Source organism: Paenibacillus sp. 276b, assembly GCF_900107875.1.
GTDB lineage: Bacteria > Bacillota > Bacilli > Paenibacillales > Paenibacillaceae > Paenibacillus > Paenibacillus marchantiae.
Window position 1 is genome coordinate 20,360 of the sequence record NZ_FNRR01000010.1, and the last position, 18,204, is coordinate 38,563.

General features: G+C 49.3%; 18 protein-coding genes. 3 read left to right on the top strand and 15 right to left on the bottom strand.

Annotated elements, in window-relative coordinates; all coding sequences use genetic code 11:
• Positions 1-71 precede the first annotated feature (71 nt).
• Positions 72-401 carry a chaperone CsaA gene (csaA, locus tag BLV50_RS29300; protein WP_063566444.1) on the top strand — a complete coding sequence of 110 codons (330 nt, stop codon included), beginning with the start codon at positions 72-74 and terminating at the stop codon, positions 399-401.
• Between the two features lie 110 nt (positions 402-511).
• Here csaA and BLV50_RS29305 read toward each other — a convergent pair whose 3' ends face one another.
• Positions 512-1,351: an AraC family transcriptional regulator gene (locus BLV50_RS29305; RefSeq protein WP_063566445.1), complete on the bottom strand. Its 840-nt coding sequence runs from the start codon at positions 1,349-1,351 to the stop codon at positions 512-514.
• Positions 1,352-1,545: 194 nt separating this feature from the next.
• Here BLV50_RS29305 and BLV50_RS29310 point away from each other — a divergent pair, with 194 nt between their 5' ends.
• A complete protein-coding gene (locus BLV50_RS29310) occupies positions 1,546-2,847 on the top strand; it encodes an alpha-glucosidase/alpha-galactosidase (RefSeq protein ID WP_064641282.1) in 1,302 nt (433 codons plus the stop codon).
• A gap of 89 nt (positions 2,848-2,936) precedes the next feature.
• Here BLV50_RS29310 and BLV50_RS29315 read toward each other — a convergent pair whose 3' ends face one another.
• From BLV50_RS29315 to ytxJ, 8 genes are all read right to left on the bottom strand, one after another.
• Entirely contained in the window at positions 2,937-3,635 is a 699-nt protein-coding gene (locus tag BLV50_RS29315) for a response regulator (protein WP_090811463.1), read from the bottom strand.
• Between the two features lies 1 nt (position 3,636).
• Complete coding sequence (locus tag BLV50_RS29320) at positions 3,637-5,217, bottom strand: ATP-binding protein (RefSeq protein ID WP_256338075.1); 1,581 nt, start codon at positions 5,215-5,217, stop codon at positions 3,637-3,639.
• Positions 5,218-5,225: 8 nt separating this feature from the next.
• Positions 5,226-7,565: a histidine kinase gene (locus tag BLV50_RS29325; protein WP_090811466.1), complete on the bottom strand. Its 2,340-nt coding sequence runs from the start codon at positions 7,563-7,565 to the stop codon at positions 5,226-5,228.
• A gap of 128 nt (positions 7,566-7,693) precedes the next feature.
• The gene (gene kdpC, locus BLV50_RS29330) at positions 7,694-8,254 is read right to left on the bottom strand and encodes a potassium-transporting ATPase subunit KdpC (RefSeq protein WP_090811468.1); all 561 of its coding nucleotides are present in this window, start codon (positions 8,252-8,254) and stop codon (positions 7,694-7,696) included.
• 224 nt (positions 8,255-8,478) lie between these two features.
• Entirely contained in the window at positions 8,479-10,617 is a 2,139-nt protein-coding gene (kdpB, locus tag BLV50_RS29335) for a potassium-transporting ATPase subunit KdpB (protein ID WP_240321502.1), read from the bottom strand.
• A gap of 67 nt (positions 10,618-10,684) precedes the next feature.
• Positions 10,685-12,364 (bottom strand): potassium-transporting ATPase subunit KdpA, encoded by a 1,680-nt coding sequence (gene kdpA, locus BLV50_RS29340; protein ID WP_072735798.1) that lies wholly within the window; start codon positions 12,362-12,364, stop codon positions 10,685-10,687.
• Between the two features lie 63 nt (positions 12,365-12,427).
• Positions 12,428-12,505 (bottom strand): potassium-transporting ATPase subunit F, encoded by a 78-nt coding sequence (locus tag BLV50_RS33860; RefSeq protein WP_072735816.1) that lies wholly within the window; start codon positions 12,503-12,505, stop codon positions 12,428-12,430.
• Positions 12,506-12,798: 293 nt separating this feature from the next.
• Positions 12,799-13,338, bottom strand: coding sequence for a bacillithiol system redox-active protein YtxJ (ytxJ, locus tag BLV50_RS29350; protein WP_177031293.1), 540 nt, complete (start codon positions 13,336-13,338; stop codon positions 12,799-12,801).
• Positions 13,339-13,708: 370 nt separating this feature from the next.
• Here ytxJ and BLV50_RS29355 point away from each other — a divergent pair, with 370 nt between their 5' ends.
• Complete coding sequence (locus tag BLV50_RS29355) at positions 13,709-14,587, top strand: hypothetical protein (RefSeq protein ID WP_063566451.1); 879 nt, start codon at positions 13,709-13,711, stop codon at positions 14,585-14,587.
• Positions 14,588-14,708: 121 nt separating this feature from the next.
• Here the strand turns inward: BLV50_RS29355 and BLV50_RS29360 are convergent, their stop codons facing one another.
• The 6 genes from BLV50_RS29360 to BLV50_RS29380 all read right to left on the bottom strand — a co-directional run bounded on the left by BLV50_RS29360 (position 14,709) and on the right by BLV50_RS29380 (position 18,202).
• Positions 14,709-15,140, bottom strand: coding sequence for a VOC family protein (locus BLV50_RS29360; protein ID WP_090811470.1), 432 nt, complete (start codon positions 15,138-15,140; stop codon positions 14,709-14,711).
• Between the two features lie 219 nt (positions 15,141-15,359).
• Positions 15,360-15,761 carry a hypothetical protein gene (locus BLV50_RS29365; RefSeq protein WP_143038169.1) on the bottom strand — a complete coding sequence of 134 codons (402 nt, stop codon included), beginning with the start codon at positions 15,759-15,761 and terminating at the stop codon, positions 15,360-15,362.
• A complete protein-coding gene (locus tag BLV50_RS32985; RefSeq protein ID WP_177031294.1) occupies positions 15,742-15,897 on the bottom strand; it encodes a hypothetical protein in 156 nt (51 codons plus the stop codon). Before BLV50_RS32985 ends, BLV50_RS29365 begins: the two co-directional genes overlap by 20 nt.
• A gap of 80 nt (positions 15,898-15,977) precedes the next feature.
• Positions 15,978-16,205 carry a hypothetical protein gene (locus BLV50_RS29370; protein ID WP_053782996.1) on the bottom strand — a complete coding sequence of 76 codons (228 nt, stop codon included), beginning with the start codon at positions 16,203-16,205 and terminating at the stop codon, positions 15,978-15,980.
• Between the two features lie 118 nt (positions 16,206-16,323).
• Complete coding sequence (locus BLV50_RS29375; protein WP_090811474.1) at positions 16,324-17,115, bottom strand: carbohydrate-binding protein; 792 nt, start codon at positions 17,113-17,115, stop codon at positions 16,324-16,326.
• A gap of 214 nt (positions 17,116-17,329) precedes the next feature.
• Entirely contained in the window at positions 17,330-18,202 is an 873-nt protein-coding gene (locus BLV50_RS29380) for a sugar phosphate isomerase/epimerase family protein (RefSeq protein WP_063566455.1), read from the bottom strand.
• Between the last annotated feature and the right edge of the window lie 2 nt (positions 18,203-18,204).

An 18,204-nucleotide genomic window follows, 5' to 3' on the forward strand; every position in this document is an offset into this window, starting at 1 on the left:
TAGCGCAATCTGGATTTTTTGGGTATTTCTATTTTATAATGGACTCCATAGCTGAAAGGAGACATCACAACATGGCTACTTTTGAAGAGTTTATACAGCATGATATCCGCGTTGGTACAGTGGTAGAAGCCGAACCTTTTCCAAAGGCTCGCATGCCTGCCATTAAAATGACCATCGATTTCGGCCCACTTGGCCTTAAACGTTCGAGCGCCCAAATTACGAAACGTTATACCCCTGACATGATGGTAGGTAAGCAGGTTATTGCTGTAGTCAATTTCCCACCGCGCCGAATTGCAGGTTTTGTATCCGAAGTACTGGTGCTTGGCGGCGTGCCTGATGAAGGTGATGTTGTATTGTTAACCCCCGACCAGACATTACCGAACGGAACACCGATTGCCTGATTTTTTATCATATCGCTATTCCTGTCTTTTCACCTTAAAGTATAAGGCTATGAATCTTCGGATTCGCGGCCTTTTTTTTGCATTTTTTGAGGTTCACAACATAATGAAGACTAATCTCCCTGTTCCATGCTTCTCGACCCTTTTGGAGACACCCCCGTCACACGCTTGAACATCTTGGAAAAAAGTAATGGATCTGTATACCCCACAGAGTGGGCCACTTCACTAACCGACAGGGCTGAATGCTGCAGCAGTTCAGCTGCACGATTCATCCGGTATTCGAGAAAGAAAGCCTGTAATGACTTGCCGTACCTCTCCTTAAAAAGCCCTGACAGATATGTGCGATCCAAACCTACGGCTCGGGCAATATCTAGAATTGAAGTTCTCTGACTATACCTGTTCTCCATAAATTGAACGGCCTGCCTGATGTATTCCTCTTTAGTGGACAGTGGCCGTTGCAGCTGCTCTTCTGCGGGAGAAGATGCAATCAATTCGGCGATCAGCCGGTACAGCAGGCTCTGGTTGAACACATCTCCCCCGGTACGTGTTGATGCTTGAACCATCTCCGTATAAAGACGAGCAAATGTGTCTCGATCTCTAGCCTCAAATACAGGATGTTCCGGACTGATGTGCGCCCGCTGCATGAATGCCTTGGCATGAACACCTTTGAACCCGAACCATGAATAAGTCCATGGCTGCTTCGCATCTGCTTCATAATGAATAAGTGTATCCGGAAGAATGACAAAGCCTTGACCCTGTGTAAGCTCGTATTGTTGATCCGCCATAAACACAGTGCCCTGTCCTTCATGAATGTAATGAACAATGTAGGCATCCCGAACACCCGGCCCCCAATAATGCGACGGATCACATGCCTGCCAACCGAAAAATAACAGTACCAATTCCATCTGCGTCAAATCCATAGGAACCACGTTCGTTTCGATTAATTTCAACATTCCACACTCCCTCCGTTCACCACAACAGGCAATCTCTTCACTAAAATTATAACAGGTAAATAGATGAATTATTAGCTGTAAGCGAATCCAAAAATGGGATTATGCCATGTTTCAGAGAGGTTGAGCCATAGTTATATAAGCCCAATCCGCCTATATTGGAGGTACACCATTTATTCAGGGAGGCTGAACTTGAGATGAACAAAATTACGTTCCTCGGTGCGGGAAGCACCGTTTTTGTCAAAAATGTATTGGGTGACGTTATGATGACCGAAGCACTTCAGGATTTTGAGCTGGCGTTGTTCGATATTGATGCTGAACGCCTAAGCGACTCAGAGCGTTTGCTTACCAGTATGGCCCGTTCGCTCGGAAGCCAATGTGCCATCAAAGCTTATACCGACCGCAAGGAAGCACTGCGCGGAGCCAAATATGTGATTAACGCCATTCAGGTGGGCGGTTATGATCCATGTACCATTACGGATTTTGAGATTCCGAAGAAATATGGATTGCGTCAGACGATTGCCGATACGCTCGGGATTGGCGGGATTTTCCGTAATTTGCGGACGATTCCGGTGATGCTCGATTTTGCACGGGATATGCAGGAAGTGTGCCCTGATGCGTGGTTCCTGAACTACACCAACCCGATGGCGGTACTAACGAATGTCATGAACGTGCATGGCGGAATCAAAACCGTAGGTCTGTGTCACAGTGTACAGGTGTGTGTACCGCATCTGTTTGATGCACTGGGGATTGATCAGACGGGTGTGGTCGCGAAAGTTGCGGGTATCAACCATATGGCCTGGCTGCTGGAAGTGACACGCGATGGTCAGGATCTGTATCCGGAGATTAAACGTCTGGCGAAGGAAAAGCAGAAAGAGCAGCATGATGACATGGTGCGTTATGAGCTGATGCAGCGCTTCGGATACTATGTAACCGAGTCCTCCGAGCATAATGCCGAGTACCATCCTTATTTTATAAAACGAAACTACCCCGAGCTGATCGAACGCTTCAACATTCCGCTGGATGAGTATCCGCGCCGCTGTGTGAACCAGATTGAAGGCTGGAAAGAAATGCGTGAGAAGCTGTTATCCAGCGAAAATATTGAACATACGCGCAGCCGCGAATACGCTTCGCATATTATGGAAGCCATGGAGACGGATCGCCCTTACAAAATCGGCGGTAATGTCATGAATAACGGACTGATCACCAACCTGCCTCGTGAAGCCTGTGTTGAAGTGCCTTGTCTTGTTGATGGATCAGGTATCAGCCCGACGTATATCGGGGACCTGCCTCCGCAACTCGCGGCATTGAACCGCACGAATATTAACACCCAGCTGTTGACCATTGAAGCGGCGATTACGGGCAAAAGAGAGCACATCTATCATGCCGCGATGCTTGACCCGCATACAGCTGCCGAGCTGTCCATCGATGATATCGTCTCAATGTGTGATGAACTGATCGAAGCTCATGGCGACTGGCTGCCGAAGTACACGTCATAAGAAGTTCATTGTTTGCAATTCAAAAGCTCTAGTCTCCTCTCAGCAGGGAGGGGCTGGTGCTTTTTTGAGCTTTCATCTTGTTTCCCAGCCTAATCCTGAAGCAGAAAACGATAGCCGATTCCCGGCTCGGTCTGAATAAAACGTGGACGCGTGGGATCTTCCTGCAATTTTTTGCGCAGATGACCGACATATACCCGCAAGTAATGGCTGTCAGACTCATGATGATGCCCTCCCCACACCTGTTGCAGCAGCTGGCGTTGGGTAATAATTTTGCCTGCATGGGTTGCGAGCACTTTCAGCATTTCATACTCGGTTGGTGTTAACTTTACTTGTGATCCGTCCAAATCGACCTGTCTCTGGGCCAAATCAATCGTAAGCGGACCAAAACGCAATACCGGCTCATCCGTCGTTTTGGCCACATGGCGAAGGGCAACCCGAATACGGGCAACGAGCTCCCCCATGCCAAACGGTTTGGTGACATAATCATCCGCCCCGCCATCAAGTGCAGCAATTTTATCCTCTTCGCGTTCCTTTGCAGTCAGCACAATGACTGGTACCTGTGACCATTCCCGAATCCGCTGAAGTACATCCATTCCGGACATACCGGGCAAGCCCAGATCAAGCACAATCAGATCAGGATGCACAATGCTCGCCTGAATGACCGCTTCTTCGCCGTCGGCGCATTCGTGAATCTCAAATTGATGCGCCTGAAGCGTAACCTTCAGCAGTTTACGGATTTGTGGTTCATCATCCACAATTAATATACGCGCGCCTTGCGGTGCCGTCATGTCATTCTTCCTCTCCTTGTCCCATATACGGGAATGATGCTTCGGGTTCCTCTGTGGGCAAACAGATGCATACCCGCGTCCCGCCTCCCGGATTCGGTTCTGCGGTAATCGTACCTCCGTGAACTTCGACGATTCCTCTACAGATGGCAAGCCCGAGTCCCGTACCTGTCACATGCCGTGACGATTCGGATCGATAAAACTTCTCAAACACCCGCTCGCGCTCTACTTCCGGAATCCCAACACCCGAATCAGCCACCACAATGGTCATTCGTCCATGCCGATCATCCACCTTCACCGTAATGACGATTTCACTGTCCTCTGGTGAATATTTGATGGCATTGCTGATGACGTTGACCAGAACCTGCTCCAGCAAAACCTCATCCCCGGATACAAACGGCGGCTGATCGGGCAATTCAACCCGAATGCGACGGTGCTGGATGAATTGTTGAACCTGGGTTAGCACAATGCCGATCATGTCGCCCACGTCGCACCATTTTCTGCGCAGCTGCAACATGCCACTCTCCAGCTTCACCATGCCCAGCAAATTGGTTACCAGCCTGTTCATGCGCAGCGCTCCATCCCGAATATTGCCTGTCAGTTCTTTTCGATCCTCCGGGGTAAAAAGAGAATCATTCTCCAGCAAACCTGTAGCTGAACCAATGATGGCCGTAAGGGGTGTCCGTAGCTCATGGGACACCGAGTCCAGCAAAGCGGTGCGAATTCGTTCCGATTCAGCCGTCACTTGCGCGAGTCTCGCTTCCTCAGCCAGCTTGACACGGGCAATGGCGCTTGCTGCCAGCCCGCCACACGCTTCCAGCAAACGTAGCTCTTCCCGCTGCTCCTGAAGATCACTGGATTCCAGATTCACAGCAAGCACCCCATGTGTCTGGTCTTCTGTACGCAGCGGCACATACAGACCAGACGATTCCCGCAGGCTGGAGGAGCCGCGTCCGGCGATTTCGCCATGTTTATACACCCATTTGGCAATAGCGACTTCAGCTTCTCCTTCACCCCAGGCTATTGAATCCGAATCCTCCGAAGAGGAGGTAACCTGAAGTTCGCCTTGAGCATTCGGGAGATATATTGCCGCCGGAGCCCCAAGTGTCAGTGACACTTGTCTCACAATGTTGCCGAGTAGAGTATGCAAATCTGTAACAGCCGTCATCTGACGGCTTAAAGCATATAGCGAATTCGTCGTAATCTCGCGTTGTTTTACTACCTCCAGCTGCTGCCGCAGGCGCCCCGCCAGACTCGCCGTTAATACCGCCACTGCCAAATACACTATAAAAGAAAACATATATCGCAAATCTTCAACCGTAAAACTGAGAAACGGGGGAACAAAAAAGAAGTCAAAGGCAACAACGCTAAGACTTGCTGCATATATGGCCGGACCCATTCCCCAGTACACAGCACTGACCAATACCGGAAAAAGATAAATTAGCCCCACGTTAACCAGGTCATCACTAATCCCTATCGCATGAAGCAGAATGGTTAGCAATGTGATTCCAAGGGTTACCCATATATATTTGGGAACACGGTTCAGCTTCAGCCGGAAGTCTTCCCCTTTATTTCGTTCAGACACAGCACATCTCACATCCCGCTCAGATCATAATCGTAGTCCGCAACGATCAATACGTCCATATGTCTGGATAACCGCACCAGCCTGCTGACCACCGTTCCCTTTCCACGATAGCCGTTCAGCCACCAGACTCGTCTCGCTTGACCAACCACCAACTGCGTTGCTTTTTCTTCAGAAGCTTTACCCGCCAAAATACCAGGCACATCTCTCAGCCTCTGGCTATGATGAATATGAAATTTGCCGCCCAGTCGAACGGTCAGCTGTTCCAGCTCCTCCAACTGGCATTTCACTTCATCACTCATGACTTCACCTACATGAACATGGTGCACATGCCAGACCGCCTTTAACCGGTAGGCTGTACGAAATCCGCGGCGAATCAGCCGCTCCGCATGCTCATCACTGCTTACGCAGACAAAGACCGCCTCCTGTCTGCGCCAGGGACCGCGAAGTGCACTTTTGCGCTCCTGTGATTCAAGGCGTTCATCCACATCATCGGCCAATTCCCGCAGGGCAAGTTCCCGTAAGGCAATCAGATTACCAATGCGAAAAAAATGACCAAGCGCTTGTTCCACCTTGGCTGCTGCATAGATTTTACCCTCCCGCATGCGTTGCCGCAAGGCTTGGGGGGCAACATCGATAAGTTGGACCTCATCTGCCATTTGCAAAATCTGATCCGGCACGGTCTCTCGGACTCGAATTCCCGTAATATGTTCCACCGCATCGTTCAGACTTTCCAGATGCTGCACATTCACGGTAGTGATGACAGAGATGCCTGCATCCAACAGGATCTGCACATCTTCGTAACGCTTTTGCCGCAAGCTTCCCGGGACATTCGTATGCGCGAGCTCATCCACCAATACCACTTCAGGACATAGACGAAGAATGGCATCAGTGTCCATTTCCTCGAGCTGCACCCCTTGGTACACCCGCTGCTCTCGTGGAATGATGGATAACTGGCCGATCTGTTCCAACGTCTCCGCCCGATTATGTGTCTCCAGCAGACCAATCTGTACATCGATGCCTTTGCGGAGCAGATCATTGCCTTCCCGGAGCATCATATAGGTTTTTCCCACACCTGGCGCAGCACCGATGTATACCTTGAACTTACCACGCCGAATCTGACCAATCTGTGCCTTCATCTCCTGCTCACTTAACCTGCGATATGTTGGAGTCTCTGTATCCGGCAATCGGGTCGGAAGTACCCGCTCGCCCTCATGCTGTGCCCGATCGGCGAGTAGAAACAGATCGACACCCCGCACTCTGCGCAGCAAGGAATTAACAAATGATCCCCGCCACAGCTCCTGCCAGCGACTGTGCCGTGAGTGTCCCATAACAATACGGGTAATCTGATGCTGGACTGCGTAGCGTGCAAGTGTAGATGGAATGTTACGGCGGTGTAATACAGGCAATTCCTCAAACTGCCCTCCAAACTTCTCCACCAGTTTGATCATGTTGCGACGAAAAACAGTAGCTTCCTTGGTTAGCGGCTGCTTCATATTGCGAAAGGTCACGGCATGCAGATCCCCGTTTAATCTCTTCGCAATCTGCTGTCCGCGCCGAATATAGATGGACCCGTTCCAGTGATATTGGGTGGATACCAAAATGCGTTCCATGATGCCTGTCGTAACCGTAATTCCCATCTCTTCCCGGTGCTCACGCAGTGATTCGTTGACCCCTTCCGCAACAAGTCGAAGAGCCAGTTCACGCAAAATGCCCAAATTGCCATGCCGAAACACCGCTTCACCTTCATGTCCCCGAAGGTGTCCCTCCGCAAGACGGCTTAATACGGTTTCCGGGGTTACATCGATCAATTTCACTTCATCGGCCAGTTCAAGGGTATCGGCAGGTACAGTATGCTCTGCTGCAATTCCCGTTAGCTGGCGTGCAAGCTCCGTATATCCCTCCAGTTCATATACATTCACCGTTGTAATGACACTGATGTTGTGTCGCAGCAAATACTGAATGTCTTCCAGTCGGGTTGCATGACGCGCCCCTTTTCGGTTTCTATGAGCAAGCCCATCAACGAGCACAACCTCCGGATTACGTGCCAGCAGAGCATCCAGATTCAGGTCCTTCATCTCCATGCCATCCTTCCAGCGAGACCAATGAATGCTTGGAATCCGCTCCAACTCGCCGAGCTGCTCCACGGTCTCCGGTCTTTGCATGGTAGACACAGCGCAGATAACCACATCGATCCCCTGATGGCGTAATGTGTTTCCTTCCCTAAGCATATGATACGTTTTGCCCGAACCGCTGACCGGACCGATATATATCTTCAAGGTGCCCTGCTGCAGCTTCGTGATCATCTTCAAGATGTCTTCCGGGGACTTCCGCTTGAAGCTGTCTTCCATCCTGTTCACTCCCCCAACATAACCTTTACTTAAAATGGAGAAAGCCCCTTCCGAAGCTCGGAAGAAGGCCTGATACGAACAACCGAGGGAAGTTGTATTCCCCGTGGATCTACCCAACACGATGCCTGTTATTTTAGCTCAGCCGTCAACGCTTGATTCAGAGCGGTCACATTCACACGAGGCTCACCGAAAATGCCTAGCTGTCGCCCTTGTGTATGTTCCTCGACGATCTTGGCAAGCTCTTGCTCACCAAGGCCCGTTGACTGGCTAATCCGGGGAATCTGTGCTTTTGCCGCTTCCGGTGACAGATCGGGGTCAAGACCGGAACCGGAACCTGTCACGAGATCTGCAGGAATTTGCTGCAAGCCCGGATTCTCTTGCTTGAGCTGATCCACCTTTTCCTTCATTTCAACTATATACGCCTCCGATGCCACAGCGCGATTGGAACCTGCCGAAGCGGTTCCATCATAATTAGCGTTCGATGCCCGGGGCTGGAACAGCCCCGGCGATTTTACTTCCTGCGCCAGCAGAGACGAACCGATGGTTTTCCCGCCTTGTGTGATCAGACTGCCGTTCGCCTGATTTGAGAAGAGCAGCTGCGCCACTCCGGTTGTAACAAGCGGGTAGATAATACCGCAAATTAGCATAAGTACGACAGACAACCGAATGGCGGGCAGTACCTGTTTCATATGAATCACATCCTGATTTGTTATTGTAAAAACTCAACCTATACGTGTTACACTGGTTCACTCCGATTGCAGCACCATCCTACGATCGCTGTTATCCCCAGATTTTTTTTGATTCCCTTTTCCAAGGGATAAAATCCGGGGATAAAGGCGAACACTTCGTTTCTTCAGATTGGTTCTGCACTCTTCGTTGTCGTGTAAATCAAGGCTTCTTTTTAAATACTTAGTTAAATAAGCCCCGACAGTACCAGATCAATCAGCTTAATTCCGATAAAAGGAACGATTACACCGCCCACGCCATAGATGAACACATTCCGTCCAAGCAGCCGCTCCGCGGACATAGCCCTATATTTCACACCCCGCATGGCGATTGGGATTAGCAGTGGGATAATGATGGCGTTGAAGATCAGCGCTGACAGAATTGCGGACTGCGGTGAAGCGAGATTCATAATATTGAGTGCCTGAAGCTGCGGCATGGCTAGAATAAACATGGCCGGAATGATGGCGAAATACTTGGCAATATCATTGGATATCGAAAAGGTCGTCAGTGCGCCGCGGGTAATGAGCAGCTGCTTGCCAATGGAGACCACCGACAACAGCTTGGTCGGGTCGGAATCCAGATCAATCATGTTGGCCGCTTCCTTGGCCGCCATGGTGCCCGAATTCATCGCGAGGCCGACATCGGCCTGCGCCAGAGCAGGAGCATCGTTCGTGCCGTCGCCGGTCATGGCGACGAGCTTACCCTCCTGCTGCTCTTTTTTGATCGCGTTAATCTTGTCTTCCGGCTTGGCCTCGGCAATAAAATCATCCACGCCCGCTTCCAGCGCAATGGTCGCCGCCGTCAGGGGATTATCCCCTGTACACATGATCGTCTTGATGCCCATGGCTCGCATCTCTGCAAACTTCTCTTTCAGCCCTGGTTTCACTGTATCTTTCAGATAGATCACACCATAAATCTGGTCATCAATCGCAACAGCAAGCGGTGTACCCCCAGCTTTTGCAATTCGGTTAGCTATATCGTCCAAATCGCCGGGTATCCGTCCTCCACGGGAGGAAATATGGCGTTTGATCGCATCCACCGCACCTTTGCGAATTTGCTTCCCACCGCTTAGATTCAGACCCGACATGCGAGTTTCTGCAGTGAAGTTCACATGTTCTGCATCTGCATATTCTGTCTCCGCCCAGTTCTCACCCTGCTTGCCAGCCAATTCAACAACCGAGCGCCCCTCCGGTGTCTCATCGACTACGGAAGCTTGCAGCGCAGCCCGAGTCATCTCCTGTGCAGATACGCCCTGAACAGGAATAAACTCCGAGGCCATGCGGTTGCCGTACGTAATTGTTCCGGTTTTGTCCAGAATCAGCGTATCAATATCCCCTGCCGCTTCCACCGCTTTACCCGACATGGCGAGTACGTTGAACTGCGTGACACGGTCCATCCCGGCAATACCGATCGCGGATAACAACCCGCCGATCGTCGTCGGAATCAGACAGACAAGCAATGCGATAAGGGTAGCCAGATCGAGCCGGATGCCCAAATAGTTCGCCATTGGCACCATGGTCATGATGACAATCAGGAATATCAGGGTCAACACGGCGAGCAGTGTTGTCAGCGCAATTTCATTCGGCGTTTTCTGGCGCTGTGCGCCTTCAACGAGTGAGATCATTCGGTCGAGGAACGACTCCCCCGGATCGGTCTGCACACGCATCACGATATAGTCAGAAGTAACCCGCGTGCCTCCGGTAACGGAGGAAAAGTCACCGCCCGCCTCCTTGATTACGGGAGCCGATTCCCCGGTAATAGCGGACTCGTCGATAGAGGCCAGCCCTTCAATAATCTCACCGTCCGTGGGAATCAGTTCGCCTGCTTCTACACGGACGATATCTCCTTTTTTCAACTGGGTCGAAGACACTTGCTTAATGGTCCCGTCTTTCTGTACCAGCTTTGCAGTCGTGTCCGATTTCGTCTTCCGTAGCGTATCTGCCTGAGCTTTACCCCGTCCCTCTGCCAGTGCTTCAGCAAAGTTGGCAAACAGCAACGTGAACAACAGGATGAGAAACACCGCGATGTTGTACCCTCGCCCTGCCTCGGATGCAACAAATAGATCTGGATTGATACATAACAGCAATGTGATGAGTGTACCGACTTCGACGATAAACATCACCGGATTTTTGATCATGACGACCGGGTTCAGCTTCTTGAAGGCATCCAGAGATGCCTGGAGCAGAATGTCCCGACTTAATGTTTTGCTTCTTTTGGGCGTACCGGGATCCGTACCCGTACCTCTCGTTCCTTTACCCTGGGTTCTGATCGTGCCTCTGTCTAATCCTTCCACCGTCTGCTCCTTCTTTCGTTCTACTACATTCATTGTGATAATCCACCTCCGCACTTTACGTCCTTGCTCCTATTCCCATATCCGATCACCGTGCCGTTCATCATCGGATCATCGCCAGATGTTCTGCGATTGGTCCAAGCGCCAGTGATGGGAAGAACGTCAACGCCCCTACTACCACAATCATCATCACCAGAATACCTGCAAAAAGAGGCGTATGCGTACGCAGTGTACCCGTTGTTACGGGAACCATTCGTTTAGTGGCCAGTGATCCGGCAATGGCGAGCATCGCGATCATGGAAATGTATCTTCCGAGCAGCATCACGACACCAATGGCGATGTTGTAAAAGTCTGTGTTGGCATTCAGCCCGGCAAACGCCGATCCATTATTGGCAGCCCCGGATGCAAAGGCATATAACACCTCGGTCAGACCATGCATGCCTGAATTCGAAATTGAAGCGACAGACTCAGGACGCATAAGCGCCAGCGCGGTCGGAGCCAGAATAATCAAAGGATGAACAAGCAGCGCGATAGACGCGAGCTTCACTTCCTTACCCTCAATTTTTTTGCCCAGAAATTCAGGGGTCCGCCCAACCATCAGCCCACAGATAAACACAGCCAGAATCACATAGAGCAATCCGTTGAGCAAACCTACCCCTTTACCGCCGAATACGTTGTTGAGCATCATCTCAGCCAGTGCAACCATGCCACCAAGCGGGGTAAGAGACTCATGCATATTGTTCACCGACCCGGTTGTGGCTGCTGTAGTCACCGCTGTGAAAAGCGCCGATTCGGATACCCCAAACCTGACTTCTTTGCCTTCCATATTACCTTGGATTCCCACCGCATCCAGCGCTGGCACACCGCGATATTCCGAAACAAATACCGTGGTCAGCATCACGAGGAAAAGTAAACTCATAGCCGCAAACAGCGTCCAGCCCTGCTTCCGGTTGTTCACCATGATGCCGAAGGCGTAAACCAGCGCAGTAGGAAGCAGCATCATGCAGACGATATGCACCAGATTCGACAACGCTGTGGGGTTCTCAAATGGATGCGCTGCATTGGTTCCGAACCAACCTCCACCATTGGTACCCAAGTGTTTGATCGACTCCAGCGAAGCGACCAGCCCGCGGCTAATCGTCTGCTGTGCCCCGTCCAGTGTGGTTGCGTTCACCGCTCCCGCCAGTGTCTGCGGCACACCCTGGAATACGAGGAACAACGCCACAATGAAGCTCAGCGGCAAAAAGATTCTCGTAATCGACCGTACCACGTCGACGTAGAAGTTCCCCAGTTCATCCCGTCGGCCCACCAGGCCGCGAATGAAGGCAATAGCGACCGCGAAGCCGGTCGCGGCTGAGGTGAACATTGGAAACGTCACGGCCAGCATCTGCGACAGATACGACAGGGCATTCTCACCCGTGTAAGACTGCCAGTTCGTGTTGGTCATGAACGATGCAGCTGTATTAAAGGCCTGTGCCGCAGGCATATTACCGATGCCATCCGGGTTGAGTGGCAAATACTTTTGCAGCCGCAGCACCAGAAACATTAATAACAGCATGACGAAGTTTGAAATGAGCACGGCTGACAGGTACTTTTTCCAACCCATCGACTCGTTCTCCTTCACCCCCATCAATCGATACAACAATCGCTCAGGCCCGCCAAATATCCGATCCAGACCTGTTCGTTTGCCGTCAAACACCTTCACCAGATAACTCCCCACTGGCTTCACCAGTAGTATGATGATCAGCAGCGTCACCGCCACTTGTAATAAACCGCTACTCATATCCGCATTTCCTCCCTAAAATCGACGATCCGAGTGCTTCTGGTTTCGTGCCCCAAGCGACCATCAGAACTTCTCCGGCCTCACTAGCACGTAACCAAGATAGACTACCAGTGCGAGCACAATCATGCCGATGACGATCATACGGCTTCTCCCCTTTCATGCCCTATGCATTCATGCTTTCTCACAAAATTTCACAAAGCCCCAGAACACCACAAACAATAGCACGACCAGCCCAATTATCGTGGCATCATTCACCATGTGCTCCCCTCCCTCTCTCTACCGTTCTTGCAACCTTCTACATATGAAATCGTAATACGAAACGCTGTAAAAAGGGGGTAAAGAAATACCCTCCAGGGTGTAAAAAAAGCGTAAAAAAGACCCGTTCCACTCAGCGATTAGCTGAAGGAAGCGGGTCTATGTATGTTGGGTGCCCTTTATCCAAACGGATTCTGGGCCCATTGCAGCAGTCTCTTCCGGGTAATTTTCCCGTGTGACGTATGTTGAATAACTTGGCCACCGTCTAACAGCAGGACTTGAGGCGATTCATGGTGAACCTCGGTATCTTCCGCAATGCGGCGGGAAAGCGAGCGGCTTTCGATGACTTTGACGATTCGGTACTCCATCTTCTGTGCGGGATCTGATGCATTCGAGCCCACAAAGGCCATAAACTCCCTGTATGCTCTCGCACTGACTGGACAAGTTGTACTGTGTTTCAGAAGCAGCACCGGATGATCCTGTGACCGCTCAAGTACCTCTTCCCATTCCTCCTGCTTATACAATTCCTTGACATGTTCACTCAGCATATCATCCAGCCCCGAGCCTGCACGTTTGCTAACGACAGATCCAACCACGACGCCCATTGCCACACCAAAGGCAACCCCCAGAGCGATCTGGTTTGTTGCCACACCAATACTCGTTCCAATGGCAATACCCACCCCAAGCCAAAGTGTTTGAGGATTCACTTTTTTGTCCATGGAGATCATCCTCCTTAAAGATATTTATAAAAAAATATTAATTTTAATGTAGGAACAGTCACTCATTTGCCTGTATAAAATGGCTATGATAACATAAGAATAGACAACATGTAGAGGTGAAATCCTCTTACGGCGCACGTCTGTTCAGATGCAGAGCAAATCCCACCGCAGGAGTTCAACCTGTTTAACGGTGGGTTTTTGTTTATGACTTCATTACGGTAATGCCCACCCGTTGTCTACCAAAATTATACCATAGGCGCCTACGCAGGCGCTTTTATATTCCTCATCGAAGAGTCCACTTTTGTGATACACTGAGTGTAATTTGGCAACGATGAACATGAAGATATGATTGGAAAGGCGGAAATTCGTTATGGCATATGCTTTTATGATCGAACCGCAGTATTATACCGCTTTGGAGAACGAGGACGAGTTGATTGAGAAGTGCCAGGAATGGGGCTTGCTTTCGGAAAAAGCAACAAAGGTCAAAACGTTCTATTATAAAGGGAATGGGCTGAATATGCCTTGCACCATCATTGGCTTTGTCGATCATATGGCAGCAGTCATTCAATTGGACAATAACCAGAAACACTGCATTCATCCGTCTTATCTGAAAGAAATGCAGGCGTCCAGCTATAATGTAAAAAGTCCGGTTGGAGCGGGTACGGCAAAGGACAAATCTAATGAACCAGTCGCTACAACCAACTTAGAAGAGCTCCCTAGCTCTGATGCTGCACAAGATCCTGTTACTGCTTCCTATTCGGATAAGATTCCATCCGGTATGAGTGACTTTGATTCCGAACTGGATGTGGACACGGATAACGATGATACCTCCTCCGAGCTAAAAGGCGACCCTGATGGTCTGGTGGAAGAGTATGTTGGACCCGCTAACGCAACAAGCAGTGCTGCTAAACCAAAGGCAAAAACCGCAGGTAAAGCTAAATCGCTTAAGATTGAATTGCCGGAGGGTAAAGTGAAAATGTCCGCTGTTGTGAAGGAATTTACGACCGTGCCGAACCATTTCTCCGACAATGATGATGAAGTCATTATCTATGAAGCTCTTACGATCACCGAGCCCGAGGTTATTGACGTTGGCGAAGCCTGGTCCAGCCACAGTGCCACGATCAAGAAGCAGGAGCTTGAGGTTGGCGATGTGCTTACTTTTGAAGCAAAGATTATCAAGAAAAAGCTGACCAAGAACCCTGTTCCCTACAAAATCAACAATCCTTCCAAGATTCAGAAAGAAGTCTAATTTTCAGATTAGCAAGTATACACACTCCTTGCAGGAGTCACAAAAAAACCTCCAGACACGTTACTCATGTCCTGGAGGTTTTGTAGTTTTATCTTCTATGTCAGAGACACTAACTTACATTTTACTGATGGTTGGCTGCTGTACAGCTGATCTGGAACTGAACTCCAAATTTATCGATAACCATGCCGTAGGCTGGACTCCAAAATGTTTCCTGGATCGGCATTTTCACTTCGCCACCGTCTTGCAACTGGTTGAAAATTTCTTTGGCTTCATCCGCAGTATCCGTGTTCACCGTAACATTCACATGATTACCCACAATATAAGGCATGCCAGGGAATGTATCGGATAACATCAGTACAGAACTGCCAATCTGCAAAGAAGCATGCATGATGCGGTCTTTCGCTTCGGGAGGTACGGGGTGGTCTGGGTTGGAAGGACCATCGCCAAATGTCTGGAGAGCCAGCACTTCCGCTCCAAATGCCTTTTTGTAAAATTCTACTGCTTCACGTCCGTTACCATCCGTTACAAGATACACATTCAAGCTAATCGCCATTCGTGCTTCATCTCCTTGATATCATGTAATTGAACCATTCCTGCCACTTGCGACAAGAGTATATACGAATAGGTTGTCCATTGACAAGAAGGTATTTCCACAAGCTCCTCTAAGAACAAATTCCCCTCTCCAAAGGAGCTCTGACCACTATCATTCCACTTCCAGCAGTACTGGGGCACAAAAATCATCCAGTGGTAGGATTGTCCTGTATTCCTTATTTTATCCCCGGTTTGTGCGAGCGAAATGAAAGATTGTTAGGATAATACCCGGTACCAGCGCAGCAAAACTGGCAGAGATGAGACACCATTTCAGCAGAGTAAAAATGGGAGTCAATTCCGCTACCACGGGAGTATGTACAGGATAACGATACATCGTCAAGGAGGCACCTGCATTTTCAAGCATATCTAAGGCCCATCCTCCAACTGGAAGCAAATTAAGCCTTCGCCAGCGATTCTTTGGCGGAATCACTCGATACAGAATAGACAACAAAACCAACAACAAGAACAGATAAACGATCGGCCAGACGAGATCAAATGTAAAACGTGCCTGGATATAAGCGCTACGCCCTTCTTCACCATATTGTTCAGCCATCTGGTAGAGATCATTTGCCGAATACTCCACTTCCTGTTACTTCTTTCGACTTCGCCGCCTGCCAGGGAAGAATGAATGCAATAAAGCATGCAAAAATAACAACTGAAGCCACCACCCATTTCCAATTCACCCAATGGTATAGCCCTCTCGAGAGTTTGCTCAGCATGGTCTGTTCCTCCTATTTCAAAAAAAAAAACCACTCTCCCGAATCCTGTCGGTAAAATGGCTGCGGTCGATCCTATGAGTTTAGCGCGTTTTTACGATGCTATCTATTTCACTTTTCAACAAGAGGTATCGGTGAACACTTCTCATGATCGGGACCTTAGTTAGTTTATTCTTGTCTACATAAAGTTTCATCTGATCTTTGGTCAGACCGAGCAAACTCCCTGCTTCAGATACCGTCAATACAACCTCGGGATTCGTAGCATTAAACGTTTTTTTCACTTTCTGGTTCCAGTCCTCGAATACCTGCATAGATCAGTGATCTCCCCTATCCATAGCCAGTCATTTTCCAGGCTGAATAGATCTATTATACCATACTTGTGATGATCGTAACTTAATCCTTATCGAGAACCAATTAATGTTAATGAATTTAGGCTTCGCGACCAAACACCTCGAACTGACTTAATGCCGGGAATGGAGAGGGATCTGACGACTTGATCAGTTCGCTTAACGTTACCCATTCCACGTCCTTCGACTGAATTGCGATCGTTTGTGGTTTATGAGTTTGGATCAAACTGGCCTGCTCGGAGCTGCCATCGGAAAAGGTAAGAGTAACCCGCTCCCAGAAGTTATCGTGGGGAAAATCTGCACGCAAGGTCAGGACTACTTTGTCGATAGACACCTTGCGTCCAAAGTTGACTGTAATGGCAGCATCATCCCGCTGGTTGATCCCCCAAGATTCGTAAGGCCACTCGCCATGTGAATCATTGGCGCTGTTGCCATTAATGGCGTTACGTGCTGCAAATACGGACTCTCCACGGGTTTCCACGTTGGCGGAGGCATGGGGAAAACAGCTTTCGTTTCCATGCTGATCATAAGGATTCAGCGCTACATTTTTATATGCCTCAATCTCTTCACGTGTAGCCAACCGAGCATGTAGAACATGCTTGTCACCCGTAAATGACTTTGGTGAATAGGACACTCGTTTCTCGTCAAAAGGAATGGCATAACGATACTCCTCACCTGTAAAATAAACGAAAGCCGGGTTCATGGAATCCTCCAGCTGGATGATCAGATATACGTTTACATCAGAGCTTCTTAGAACGATGCTGTCCCCTGATCCATAGGCCTGTCTGTACACAAGATTTACTAGTTCACTGTCCGTCCGCGTTTCGAGCACCACACCGTCCACATTTTGAATTTCGAGCGATAAGTTCGTCATCTACATTCTCCATTTCTATTAATATTATTTATAATTTTCTTGATCCGAAAATATGAAAGCGCTTCGCTTTATTATACTTTATCATAATCACGGGACTGGGCATCCCTGAATAATGACTTATTTAACACAAAGACGAGTATATTTTTCAACATAAGAAGTGCAAAAAGAGCCACTTCCTTAAAGTGGCCCCACAATGTAAAACTAAATGATTGCCCTAAGCCTCTTCCCAGAAGCGGCGCAGGTTGCTCATGGCGATTTTGGAAGCAGATTTGCATTCCTCCATGCCCTCAAACTCAATCGTAATGTTACCATCATAACCGGAGTCTTTGATCAGCCTCACAATTTTGCGAATTGGAATATCCCCTTGCCCAACAATGGCACCGCGCAGGAAGTTGCCGTAAGCGGTTGTGAACCATTCCCCTTCACCCGGATGCTCATCATAAGGGCGGAAATAAAAGTCCTTGAAGTGGACCAGAGAAGCGTACGGCAGATTTTTCATGACCCCGATAATCGGATTCTCATCCACGCACATGAAGTTGCCGATATCGAGTGTCGTTTTGAAGTTGGGACGATCTACGGCATGAAGCACACGCTGCACACGATCACTGGCCTGCACACTGAAGCCATGATTTTCAATGGTTGTTGTAATACCAAACTGTGCAGCATAATCAGCAATGATCTGGCTTCCCTTCACCATCAGCGGCAAATTTTCCTCAAACCAGGCAATGGTCATTTTCTCCTTAGGCAAAGTAAACGCCGTTACGTCATGACGCATATGCTTTACACCCATCCGGTGTACAACATCGACATGTCTTTTGACCCGAGCTATCTCTTCTTCAAAAGCTTCTTCCGTCTCCTGCACGAAATTCGCAGGCATCGAATAGTTGGACAGCTCAATACCCGCAGAAGCAGCTCGCTCCCGAATGGCGTCGGCGAGATCAGGATTGTCCTCCACGGTGTAACCATACGGAACCATCTCCATATGCTCGCCACCATTTGCAGCAATCCAGTCGATGATATCCAGAACCGTCATTTCACCCGAATTCAGATCGTTCAACAAGCTATACGTACTCAGGCCCACTTTCATCT